This window comes from Paenibacillus sp. FSL H3-0469, from assembly GCF_038051945.1.
Classification (GTDB): Bacteria; Bacillota; Bacilli; order Paenibacillales; family Paenibacillaceae; genus Paenibacillus_AQ.
This window is the reverse complement of the sequence record NZ_CP150302.1, coordinates 3,822,224-3,834,695: the sequence shown is the minus strand read 5'-3', so window position 1 is coordinate 3,834,695 and position 12,472 is coordinate 3,822,224. Positions and strand designations below refer to the sequence as shown.

The window sequence follows — 12,472 nt, the reverse complement described above, 5'->3', positions numbered from 1 at the left end:
TTGATGCAGCCTATTTTGCAAATTCGACAGACACCAGCGCGGATCGGTATTGATGCGGATCTTGGGTCATTCTCTATCACTCAACCGAAGGCAGACGTCAGCATTACGACAACACCCGGTGAGCTAAGTATTCAATCCACATCTCCAGAGCTTATCATTGACCAGACACGGGCACGCGCCGCTTATAATGGGGGGAGTGTGCTGGATATGAACCGTAGAATATACTCGGGAATTCAGCAGTTGTATCTTCAGGCCATTGCCCGCAGAGTGGAGCAGGGAACGCGGATGGCGGAGTTCTTCAAGCCCGGCAACAGCATTGCCGAGATCGTCGGCACAGATACCGAGCCGAATTCCTTTCCCGAGCCTTGTGGCCCAGCGTCATATGATAATGTGGATTTACGTTACGAAGCAAGAGCCCCGGAGATTAATTTCAGACCTGCTACAGTCGATATTCAAGTGGAAAGACACCGCCCGGAGACGGAATATACACGCGGCAAGCTTGATATTTATATGCAGCAATATGCTTCCGTGCAGTTTATTCCGCCGGAATTGAATGTTCAAATGTAATGTAATAAGCTATGGATGTGCTCTGGGCACTTCTATAGCTTTTCTGTTATCTAACAACAGTCAGATTGATAAGGAGTGAATAACTTGATTATAGAAACGCTATCCATGGGTACACTTGAAGTTAGGGAGGATCAGATATTCCATTTCGCCAAAGGAATCCCAGGGTTTGATGATGAAGCAGACTTTGCGCTTGTGGCTTTGGAAGAGTCCCCGTTTTGGGTACTGCAGTCCGTTAAGGAGCGAGGCCATTCGTTTTTGCTTGCTGATCCTTTTACATTCTATCCTTCTTATGAATTTGAACTTCCGGATGATGAAGCAGAAGAACTCGGGATCGAGTCTGACGTGGTTGTCCGCTGTATTGTTACTCTGAAGGAACAAGTAGAAGCTTCGACCATTAATTTGTTAGCACCCATTATCTTCAATCCCAGTGGATTGACCGGGAAGCAGATTATAATACACCGCACCTCATATCATACGAAGCACAGTCTGCTGCAAGAGCAGTTAGTGGCTGATGGAAAGGATGGGGGTTAATATGCTCGTACTGTCCCGCAAAAAAGGGGAGACGATCGTCATCCAGGATCAGATTGAACTCACGATTCTGAGTGTAGACGGCGACACCGTAAAAGTAGGAATTTCTGCACCTAAGCATGTGGATATCTTCCGCAAAGAGGTCTACTTATCGATACAGGAATCGAACCGTGAGTCGGTAGCTCCTCAACCAGCAGACTTGAATGCCTTGATACACCGTCTTCGCGGATTGAACTCTTAAGGTAGTCTCTTTAGGGAAATAAAAGATATATTATATGAACCTGAGTCCGCTAATGTGGCTCGGGTTTCTTTGTGATCGTTTTTTATGATCATAGGGAAAATCAAAAAAAATATTAGAAAAAGAAAAAAAGCTCTAAACAGTTAGGGCCAAGCCGTCGATATATGTATTAGGCATTGAGCCGGCAGGGCGGCCGACCTTAATGGTTCAGTGCTTACCACATGGATGTGGAACTAACTTAATTTCAGGGAGGAAATATCAAATGATTATTAACCACAATATCGCGGCGCTGAATACTCACCGCCAACTGTCTGCTAATACTGCTGCAACAAACAAAAATATTGAAAAGCTGTCTTCCGGTCTTCGCATCAACCGTGCAGGTGATGACGCAGCTGGTCTGGCAATCTCCGAAAAAATGCGCGGTCAGATCCGCGGTTTGGATCAGGCTTCCCGTAATGCTCAAGACGGTATCTCCTTGATTCAGACAGCTGAAGGCGCGTTGAACGAAACCCACAGCATTCTGCAACGTATGCGCGAAATCTCCAACCAATCCGCGAATGGTACGAACACAGATACTGACCGTGGCGCTCTGCAAGACGAAATGAACCAGCTGACTTCCGAAATCAACCGTATCGGTAACACTACTGAGTTTAATACTCAGAAATTGCTGAATGGTGGTATTTCTTCCGGTGAGAGCGGCAAGCTAACTCAAGCTACAAGTGCAAAAATCACTGGTGATGCACTTACTAGTACCGGTGCCTTGTCCATTGCTTCTGGTGTTAAGTTGACAGTAGACGGTCAAACCTTTGATGTAGGTGCAATTAATGTTGGGCATGCTGCTGTCGTTGGCCCACCAGCTGTAGCTGCTTCTACAGCTGATGAACAAGCTGCAGAACTTAAGGACAAGTTGGGTGCACTCACATCTGGCGGTGTTAAACTTTCTGATTTGGTAGACATTAAAGTCAATGGTGCTGCTATTGAATTTACAGCTAAGTCTACGGGTACATCAAGCGGAGTTAAAATCTCTGGTACTGCTGCTGAAGCTGCGAAACTGGGCTTTGATACAACTGATGATGTTCAATCAATCGGTAAAGGAACACCATCAACAGTTGAACGTGCAGGTCTTCAAGGAAGTAATGCTCTAGGTGCTACTGCTGCCGGAAATACAATCGCTGCAAACTCTACTTTCAAAATTACCGTTGGAACAGAAAGTGCTGTTGATGTAAGTCTTGGAGACACTGCTAAGACTTATGATACAGGAAACACTGATACCAATATTGCAAAAGCAGCAATGGACGATCTGGTTAAAGACTTGAATGCAGCATTGCAAAAAGCTGGTTTGGACAGCAAGGTAACGGCTTCTTTGTCCAAAGACAATAACATTCAATTTATTTCTGAGACTGGAAAAGATCTTAAACTTACTGAAGGCACAAATTCTCCGCTAACGGCTATTGGAGTTGCAACAGCTGATCTTGGTGCAGTGAAGAACGTCGAACAAGTAGTAGGCGCAGGCGCTCAAGGCGTAGGATTCTCCACTAAATTCCAAATTGGTGCTAACACAGGTCAATCCATGTCCCTGACTGTTAATGACATGCGTGCTGGCGCTCTGGGTATCACTGGTAATGCCGGACAAGCTGGTTTCACTAAGACAAACAGTGTTACTAACGGTACAAACGACGTTAAATCGGAAGCAGCTCTGAACATCTCTACTAGAGAAGATGCTTCCAAAGCTATCGCCGTTCTGGATAAAGCTACTTCCACCGTTTCTAGCGAACGCGCTAAACTGGGTGCTGTTCAAAACCGTCTGGAGCACACGATCAACAACTTGGGAACAGCTTCTGAGAACCTGACAGCTGCTGAATCCCGTATCCGTGACGTTGACATGGCTAAAGAAATGATGCAACAAACTAAGAACAACATCCTTGCACAGGCTGCTCAAGCTATGTTGGCTCAGGCTAACCAACAGCCACAAGGCGTTCTGCAATTGCTTCGTTAATTTATATTCGCTTCACCTTAGGCTCCGGGGAACCCCTCGGGGCCTTTTTATTTTTGCTTGACTGCAACAAAATCCTAAATTATCCCTCAAACTAACCGATATATAAAGTATAAAATGAGTGTTGGTGGAGGTCGGGGTTAATGAATGTACAGTTTTCGCTAACTGCTAGTACGACAGCAAGTGGACAGGGTAAGCCAGAGGCAGTACCATCCAGTAGTATTTCAGCAGTGCCTGTAGATCAAGCATCGGTCATCCGGGATGTTAGGGATATGAGCCTGAAGGAGAAACAGGGAGCGAGTGTGTCAGTAGGTGAGGAACAGTTAATCCGCACCATAGAACGGGCAGTGAAATCATTGCAAGGCCCCCAGACCACGCTGGAGATCAGCATCCACGAGAAGACACATGACATTATGGTGAAGGTCCTTAACAAAGATACCGGTGAGTTAATTCGTGAAGTTCCCCGAGAGAAGACGCTCGATTTGGTGGCGAATATGATGGAACTTGCTGGTATTCTTATAGACGAGAAGATTTAATAGAGGGAGGTGCTGTTTTGGTTACTCGGGTCAATGGATTCTCAGGTATGGATATCGATAGTATGGTTAAGAGTATGATGGCTGCCAAACGCGTGCCGCTAGACAAGCTTAACCAGGACAAACAATTGTTGCAATGGAGACGGGAAGGTTATCGTGAATTCAGTGCTTCCCTATATGATTTTAGTGCAAACAAACTGGCGATTAAGTATGGGACAAGTTCTGCCCTCAATGCGAATAAGGCCGTTACCTCAGGAAACACGGATGCTGTTAAGGCAGTAGCTACTGCCACGGCGAATAATATTGATATGAGCGTCGAAGTAACCCAATTAGCTACTCGAACAACGTTGGAGATGAAGAATGGCTTGGGACAAGGTTTGACAGGTTCAACTTCATTGTCACAGTTGGAGGGGGTAGAATTTTCGAAACTTTCCCCTAAGAGTCAAGACGATTATATGAAGAAAGGATTATTCATCACCATTAATGGAGAGACTTTTACGGATAAGGATGGTAATTCTCTGTTTAATGGACTTACTTCAATTTCGACTGTAATTGCTACTATTAACAATAATGCAAAGGCCAATGCAATTGCCAGCTTTGATCAGATTACTGGTAAGCTGTCCATTGCTTCCAAGACTAGCGGCAAACAGTTGGATGGGACGGATGTACCACTAACAATAGATACTCCAGCAGGAAAAGATTCTTTGCTGTCGTTATTTGCTCCCCGTAGCGCAGTAACTTCGGTAACTACCGTGGGGACGGTACTAACCGATCCCATGAAGACGCTATCTAACCTACAGACACAACTAGATGGAACTACAGAAGATATAGCCAGTGGTCTTAAATATAAATTCACTGTAAATAATGAGAGTTTTGTATTCAATGGCTCGGCGACCATCCAAAGTATGGTAGATGAGATTAACTCAAGAACGGCAGCGAACGTGACTGCTGATTTTACGGGAGGTAAGTTGACGTTAACTGGTAATTCGGGGGCGGAGGTTAAATTGGGTGGAGATGCTTTTGATTTGCTGAAGCTGTTTAATGGTACAACTCCACTTAGCGCAGATCCTAATACTTACAAAGTCACTAGTGGTGATAACGCCCAGGTTAAGATTAATAACGTTGTAATGACTAACGTAACCAGCAATACTTACACCATCAATGGGGTTGAGCTTACGTTGCAGGGGTTAACCAATGGTACTCCTACTGTGATAAAGACACAGAGTGACCCTGATAAAGCGCTTGAATCTATTAAAGGCTTTGTAGATGATTATAATAATCTGATTAAAACACTGAATGCCAAAGTGGATGAGGTGTTATATCGTGACTTCAAACCTTTGACAGATGAACAGAAGAAGGACATGAAAGACGAAGAGGTTAAAGCCTGGACTGAAAAGGCTAGAAGTGGATTATTTAAAAATAATGATATTATTAGCAACGTATTGTCTGAAATGCGCTTGGTGATTTCTAACAAGTTGGGCCCGTTAAGTGAGCTGGGGATAACTACAGGAAGTTACTCTGAGAATGGCAAGTTGATTATCAAAGATGAATTCAAGCTCAAGACCGCCCTTAGTACTAACCCTCAGCTTGCGCTGGATATTTTCCATGGGCCCGCTAACCTTCCCAAAGAGGGAATCTTCGATAAGCTCACAGACAAAATTACCAACGCTATTCAGCAAATTTCTGATAGGGCTGGAACCAATAGGTACTCTACTGATCTCTCGAGCAGTTTCAAAGAAGAGAGTATCATGGGTAAAAAGATGAAAGAGTACAACAGCCGTATTGCCTTGATGACAACTAATTTAAATAATTGGGAGACGCGCTATTATAAACAATTCACAGCAATGGAAACGGCTATGGCTAAGCTGCAATCCCAATCTTCCAGCCTTTTCTCCACCGGCAAATAAGAATATTTCACAATAGAGGGTGACCAATTTGATTAAATCTCCTTATGATAAATACCGCCAGTCTTCTGTCCAGACTTCAACACCTGCGCAACTCGTGATTATGCTGTATGATGGGGCCATTCGCTTTGTGAAGACTGCCGTTGACGGGTTGAATAAGCAGGACTTGGAGAAGTCCAATTTGAATTTTGGCAAGGCTCAGACCATCATCAGTGAGTTGATGAGTACACTGGACCACTCTATTGAAGTCTCGAAGGGGCTATACTCCCTTTATGAATATACGAACTCCCTGTTAATTCAGGCGAACATCCAGAAGAACCCGGAGAAGGCCGAAGAAGCTATTGGCTATCTTACCGACCTCAGAGAGACTTGGCTTCAGGCCTCTAAGCTGGCGGCTAGTCAGACTGAGATTGCGAATGGATGAGCTTATCCGTAACTTGGATCTGCTGACCCAAGCGATGATGGACAGGCTTCAAGAAGCAACCTATGAAGAGCTTGAAGACTTTGTAGAGGAGCGGCAGAAGCTTGTCGATTCCATCACACAAGAGGTCGAATTATGTCCATCCACTCCTGCACAAAAGCAGGAAATTCATCGGATTTTGTCACATGATAATGAATTGCTGGACCGGATGAACGCCCTTCGCCAGGAAGCCCAAGACTTCCTCCAGAAGCGCGGCCAAGCCAAAATCCAGCGCAATGCCTACGAGACGGCTTATACCCCGGACAGCTTCCTGATGGACCGGAAAAAATAACAGAAAAATTAATAGAAAAAATAATAAATTTCCCTGTTTCAGTCGGGGAGCAGGCGGGTATTTACAAGCGTCTGCTCCTTTTTTTGTAACTTATATTACCGAATTCTATCCATTTCTGATGCCGATTGCACCCTGGTAAATTATTGAAAGTAATCATTTACTATTCCAATTGACAATAGAGAAGCTGCGGTGGTATAGTCGAATTGTGAGCAAGACTCACGTTCATCTGATGACGAAGGGAATGTTTAGTCAATGGAAGGTAAAGTTAAATGGTTTAACGCAGAAAAAGGTTATGGTTTTATCGAAACTTCCGATGGTGGCGACGTATTCGTACACTTTTCCGCGATTCAAACTGACGGTTTCAAGACTTTGGATGAAGGCCAATCCGTAGAGTTCGATATCGTTGAAGGCGCACGCGGACCACAAGCAGCTAACGTCATCAAATTATAATCATCCGGCGAAGCCGACCTACATATATGGTAGATGGTTAGCAATTGAGACAACGCTAGCGTTAGACCCAGGGAATCTTCCCCGGGTCTTTTTTATTGTGGCTTAAAATAACGATTACTGTCTGTTAGGAATAAGGTGTGTATGGAGTTGAGGGTCTTTGAGATCGCGGGGGGATTTTACATATTTCTTGTAAATATCCTGCTTTGCTGGTCGAAAAGAGTCCGAAATTGGACACTTTGTAAAAATTAGTTACAGAAAAATGTTATCATCCTCCAAATTATGGGTAATAGAAACCGTTGGGCTTTTTTTGTTGCCTAGTCTGCACTCTCATTATTGCTTAGGCGTATGCTTCCGAAAGATCTTTTGGTAAGAAGTCATGCAGTGAAGCCTATGCCCATCAAACTCACAGGAGGATGAACAAAAGAATGAAGAAATTGTGGCGTGGCCTTACGGCCGGAGTACTTGGTATTTCGATGCTGCTTGGATCACTGGGAAGTGTGTCCGCAGCGCCTGCACCTAAGGATATTCAAGGACACTGGGCGCAGAAGCAACTGCAGAGCTGGCTGGATAAAGGATACCTGGGCGGTTATCCTGACGGAACGGTTAAGCCGAATAAGGCAATTACCCGTGGTGAATATGTGGCACTGATTAATCGTCTGTTCGGGTTCACCGAAGCAGCTACTCTTAACTTCACAGATGTGAAGAAATCCAATTGGGTCTACAGTGAAGTGGCTAAAGCTGTGAAGGCCGGTTATATTGGCGGGTATGAGAATAATACCTTCCGGGCCAATAATCCGCTCACCCGGCAAGAAGCAGCAGTGATTGCTGCCAAGCTGCTTAAATTAAGTACAAGCTCTACTCCGCTTAAGTTCAAGGATAATGCCCAGATTGCGGCATGGGCCAAGGTGGCCGTAGCCTCAGCGGCTGAGAAGAAGATCATCAACGGCTATCCTGACGGAACCTTCGGTCCGAAGAAATCGCTTACCCGTGCCGAAGCGGTCGGAATTATAAGCAACTCGGTGGTGCATAAGCCGGGTACGGGCGGAGTAACGCCTACACCAGCACCGACAGCAACACCGGCTCCTTCTGCAACACCTGTGCCAAGCACCAGCCCAACAGCTACTCCAGCTCCTGGAGGCGGTAGTGGTGGCGGCACTGGCGGAGGCGGCGGTGGTGGCGGAGGCGGTAGCGTTACCTTGCCGTCTGTAAGAAACGTGACTTACGGCCATGTAGGTTCTGTTACCGCTGATGTATATGTTACGCCTTCTGTTACAGGAGCCGTGTATTATGTAGTTGCTCCATACAGCGTGAACGTAACTGCACCAACTGCAGCACAAGTGAAAGACGGACTGATTAATGCTACAACAGCAGGCGTTCATTCCGGCAAAATCGCTGCAACCGGCAACACTCCTGTCGCTTTCTCTGTGTATGGTCTGACTGCAGGTATGGATTATACCGTATACGTTGCCCTGGCTGACGCTTCTGGTAACTGGTCCGGCGTAACTCCGCTTCAATTGAAAACAGCAGCAGGCAGCAACTGGTCAGTTTCTCAAGTTGGAATCACCAACGTAACAACAGTATCTGCGGAAGTATACGCTGCTTACGGGAAGGCAGGTACTCCGACTCCGGTAACCCCTCTGAAATATGTGGTGGTTAAGGCAACAGATGCAGATCCAACGGCTATGCAGATTGCTAACGGACAGAACAGTGCAGGTGCTACAATACCAGCACCTTGGGCTGGAACTCTTACAGGTAATCCAGTTGTGAAGCAAAGTATTAACCTAACTGGACTCACTGCCAATACGGCCTATAAAGTCTTCTTTATCACAGATTCTAATGGCACCTTGTCACCTGTAGAGCTTCTGCGGATTCACACTAACTAATCAGTAATCTTGTTGAATGCAATCATTCATAAACCAGGCATTAGAGTGAAATAATACAGCATCGGTATTCGGTCCGGCGAGGGCGGCTTTATGCTCGAGCCGGGCCGTTTGTTGTTAAGACAGGTCTGTTACATCGATTGTTAGATGAATGTAAAGTCTGTCATGATTTGTTTTTTACTTAGCCCTGACAATTTGCTATAATGGAAAAGTAAACAAAGGAGGAGTGCCTTATGAAATTCAGCATTCGAGGTCAACAAATTGAAGTGACCGACGCTTTGAGAGACTATGTTGATAAGAAGCTCAGCAGACTTGAGAAGTATTTCGAAGCACCCCCTACCTCAGAAGGATATGTGACGCTTGGCGTCGTTCGCGGCCTTCATACGGTGGAAGTGACAATCCCTCTAGCTGGTGTGACGCTTCGTGCGGAAGACCGCAGCGATGATATGTATGCATCCATCGATGCCGTAGTGGACAAGCTGGAACGTCAGATCCGCAAGCACAAGACTAAGCTTAATCGCAAGTTCCGCCAGGAAGGCAGCCTGAAGACCTTGTTCGTTGAAGGTTCTGGCAGCGCCGTAGCTGTTGAAGAGCAGGAACAGGATTATGATGATCTTGAGGTTGTGCGGAACAAACGGTTCACCTTGAAGCCTATGGATGTGGAAGAAGCGATTCTGCAAATGAACATGATTGGACATACGTTCTTCGTGTTCTCCAACATTGAGACTTCCGAAGTTAGCGTAGTTTACAAACGCGATGACGGCAAGTACGGTCTGATCGAGCAGAACTAACCCGCGGACCGGGAATTGTTGGAATAAGCAAGGGCTTCGGTTCAGCCTAACGTGGACAATTAGACGAGTCCCTATTCGCCTGAAGCGAATAGGGCTCTTGTGCGTATATATAGAAGTTTCATTAAAATGCCATCTTCTGTCCTCCTCTAAGAGGATTATACAGAATAAGGTTAGGGCAGCTTGTATTGCGGCTTCTCTTACAAACTGTTACAATTTATGAAGCAGCGGAATCGAAATCATATATGGCCCTTTCAATCTATGAGGATGGGCTCGGTTCCACCATCTGTGTTGCATGAAAGGGGTTAACCATGCTAGGACTTGTTAAGAAAATATTTGGCGACACTAATGAACGGGATGTCAAACGTCTGATGAAGACGGTCGAAGTAATTAATGGTCTGGAGCCGGATTTCGTATCGCTTACGGATGAAGAGCTGCAGGCGAAGACAGCGGAATTCCGCGCCCGTATTGAGAAAGGTGAGAGCCTGGAAGAGATTCTTCCCGAGGCCTTTGCTACCGTACGCGAAGCTTCCAAACGGACGCTGGGCATGCGGCATTTTGACGTTCAGCTGGTTGGGGGTATGGCGCTTCATGAAGGCCGGATCTCCGAGATGAAGACCGGGGAAGGCAAGACACTGGTTGGAACGCTGCCGGTATATTTGAATGCGCTGCTGGGTAAAGGCGTGCATGTCGTCACCGTAAATGATTATCTGGCTCAGCGCGACAGTGCGCAAATGGGACAAATCTATAACTTTCTGGGCATGAGCGTTGGGGTCAACCTCAACGGCATGGACCATAATGATAAACAAGCGGCATATGCCTGCGATATTACGTACGGAACGAATAATGAATTCGGGTTCGACTATCTGCGCGACAACATGGTGCTCTATAAGGAACAGATGGTACAGCGTCCGCTCTACTTCTGTATTATTGACGAAGTCGATTCCATCCTTATTGATGAAGCGCGTACTCCTCTGATCATCTCCGGCCAGGCTGAGAAATCGACAGAGCTGTATTATGCAGCAGACCGTTTCGTGAAGAAGCTGACTGCCGAAGAGGATTACACCGTAGATATTAAGGTGAAGTCTGTTGCGCTTACCGAGAAGGGCGTGGCTACGGCGGAGAAGGCTTTTGGGATAGAGAATCTGTATGACCATAGCCATGTTACCTTGAACCATCACATCGTACAGGCGCTGAAGGCGAACGCGATTATGCGCCGGGATGTTGACTATGTAGTTAACGAAGATGAGGTTATGATCGTCGATGAGTTCACTGGCCGTCTGATGCAGGGCCGCCGTTACAGTGACGGGCTGCACCAGGCGATTGAAGCGAAGGAAGAGATCGAAGTTCAGAATGAGAGCATGACGCTGGCTACGATCACCTTCCAGAACTACTTCCGGATGTACCGTAAGCTGGGCGGCATGACAGGTACGGCGAAGACGGAGGAAGAGGAGTTCAAGAAGATCTATGGTCTTGAGGTTCTTCAGGTTCCTACGAATAAGCCGAATCAACGAATTGACATGCCTGATGTGGTCTACAAAAGCGAGAACGGCAAGTTCAACGCCGTCGTTGCTGAAATTGTGGAACGTCACAAGAAGAATCAGCCGGTGCTGGTAGGTACGGTATCGATTGAGAACTCTGAACGCGTATCGGAAATGCTGAAGCGCAAGGGTGTAAGACATCAGGTACTGAATGCGAAGCACCATGCGGCCGAAGCCGAAATTATCTCTTATGCCGGTCAGCCGGGAACCGTAACGATTGCCACGAACATGGCTGGACGCGGTACGGATATCGTACTGGGCGAAGGCGTAACCGATGTGGGCGGTCTGCATATTATTGGTACAGAGCGCCATGAATCACGCCGGATCGATAACCAGCTTCGCGGACGCGCTGGTCGCCAGGGCGACCCAGGCTCCACGCAGTTCTATCTGTCCCTTGGGGATGAGCTGATGAAGCGCTTCGGTGCGGACAACGTGCTGAACATGATGGACCGTCTGGGATTCGAGGAAGATCAGCCGATCGAGAGCCGTATGATTACCAAGGCTGTTGAATCTGCCCAGAAGCGGGTAGAAGGCAATAACTTCGACATTCGCAAAGTCGTATTACAATACGATGACGTTATGAACCAGCAGCGTGAGATTATCTACAAGCAGCGCCGCGAGATTCTGGAGTCGGACAATATCAAAGACATCGTAGTGGAAATGATCAAGCCGGTCATTGACCGCATCGTGAATGCCCACTGTAGTGACGATATCCCGGAGAACTGGGAGCTGCAAGAGGTTGCAGATTATGTGAACAGCAAGCTTCTGGAAGAAAATGAGCTGACCCGCGATGATCTGTGGGGCAAAGAAGTAGATGAAATGGTCGAATTCATCTTCGCCCGTGTCCTTGAGAAATATGCTGCCCGTGAAGAGCGTCTGGGCTCTGAGCTGGTACGTGAATTCGAGAAGGTTATTGTACTTCGCTCCGTAGACAGCAAGTGGATGGATCATATCGACGCCATGGATCAGCTTCGTCAGGGGATTCACCTCCGTGCTTACGGCGGTACCGATCCGCTGCGCGAATATCAATTCGAGGGCTTCGAGATGTTCAACGCCATGACTGCGAACATTCAGGAGGAAGTAGCGACCTATATTATGAAGGCGCACATCGAGACGAATCAGGAGCGGCAATCGGTAGTGGAGGAAGATAAGATCTCCACCAACGCAGAGCCTGCTGAGAAGCGTCCGGTGCATGTGGAATCCACTGTGGGCCGTAACGATCCTTGCCCATGCGGCAGCGGCAAGAAGTATAAGAACTGCCATGGTCAGGCTTAAGAGCTACGGCTGGGTCTGAGAGT

General features: G+C 46.8%; 12 protein-coding genes. All 12 read left to right on the top strand.

Translation table 11 applies throughout. The features are described from left to right. The first annotated feature begins 3 nt into the window (after nucleotides 1–3). Nucleotides 4–567, top strand: coding sequence for a DUF6470 family protein (locus tag NSS83_RS16825; protein WP_341348684.1), 564 nt, complete (start codon nucleotides 4–6; stop codon nucleotides 565–567). An 84-nt stretch (nucleotides 568–651) separates the two neighbouring features. Then, a complete protein-coding gene (gene fliW, locus NSS83_RS16820; protein ID WP_341348683.1) occupies nucleotides 652–1,098 on the top strand; it encodes a flagellar assembly protein FliW in 447 nt (148 codons plus the stop codon). Between the two features lies 1 nt (nucleotide 1,099). Then, nucleotides 1,100–1,336 (top strand): carbon storage regulator CsrA, encoded by a 237-nt coding sequence (csrA, locus tag NSS83_RS16815; protein ID WP_341348682.1) that lies wholly within the window; start codon nucleotides 1,100–1,102, stop codon nucleotides 1,334–1,336. Nucleotides 1,337–1,595: 259 nt separating this feature from the next. Then, on the top strand, nucleotides 1,596–3,329 hold the full coding sequence (locus tag NSS83_RS16810) for a flagellin (RefSeq protein ID WP_341348681.1): 1,734 nt from the start codon (nucleotides 1,596–1,598) through the stop codon (nucleotides 3,327–3,329). Between the two features lie 140 nt (nucleotides 3,330–3,469). Further along, on the top strand, nucleotides 3,470–3,862 hold the full coding sequence (locus NSS83_RS16805) for a flagellar protein FlaG (protein ID WP_341348680.1): 393 nt from the start codon (nucleotides 3,470–3,472) through the stop codon (nucleotides 3,860–3,862). 17 nt (nucleotides 3,863–3,879) lie between these two features. After that, nucleotides 3,880–5,766 (top strand): flagellar filament capping protein FliD, encoded by a 1,887-nt coding sequence (fliD, locus tag NSS83_RS16800; protein ID WP_341348679.1) that lies wholly within the window; start codon nucleotides 3,880–3,882, stop codon nucleotides 5,764–5,766. Between the two features lie 28 nt (nucleotides 5,767–5,794). After that, nucleotides 5,795–6,187: a flagellar export chaperone FliS gene (gene fliS, locus NSS83_RS16795; RefSeq protein ID WP_341348678.1), complete on the top strand. Its 393-nt coding sequence runs from the start codon at nucleotides 5,795–5,797 to the stop codon at nucleotides 6,185–6,187. Beyond that, nucleotides 6,180–6,515, top strand: a complete 336-nt coding sequence (locus NSS83_RS16790) for a flagellar protein FliT (protein ID WP_341348677.1) — start codon at nucleotides 6,180–6,182, stop codon at nucleotides 6,513–6,515. Before fliS ends, NSS83_RS16790 begins: the two co-directional genes overlap by 8 nt. Nucleotides 6,516–6,767: 252 nt before the next feature. Further along, nucleotides 6,768–6,965 (top strand): cold shock domain-containing protein, encoded by a 198-nt coding sequence (locus tag NSS83_RS16785; protein WP_036721237.1) that lies wholly within the window; start codon nucleotides 6,768–6,770, stop codon nucleotides 6,963–6,965. A 425-nt stretch (nucleotides 6,966–7,390) separates the two neighbouring features. Beyond that, on the top strand, nucleotides 7,391–8,848 hold the full coding sequence (locus NSS83_RS16780) for an S-layer homology domain-containing protein (RefSeq protein ID WP_341348676.1): 1,458 nt from the start codon (nucleotides 7,391–7,393) through the stop codon (nucleotides 8,846–8,848). Nucleotides 8,849–9,078: 230 nt separating this feature from the next. After that, nucleotides 9,079–9,636, top strand: coding sequence for a ribosome-associated translation inhibitor RaiA (gene raiA / locus NSS83_RS16775; protein WP_341348675.1), 558 nt, complete (start codon nucleotides 9,079–9,081; stop codon nucleotides 9,634–9,636). 308 nt (nucleotides 9,637–9,944) lie between these two features. After that, nucleotides 9,945–12,449 carry a preprotein translocase subunit SecA gene (gene secA, locus NSS83_RS16770; protein ID WP_341348674.1) on the top strand — a complete coding sequence of 835 codons (2,505 nt, stop codon included), beginning with the start codon at nucleotides 9,945–9,947 and terminating at the stop codon, nucleotides 12,447–12,449. Nucleotides 12,450–12,472: the final 23 nt, after the last annotated feature.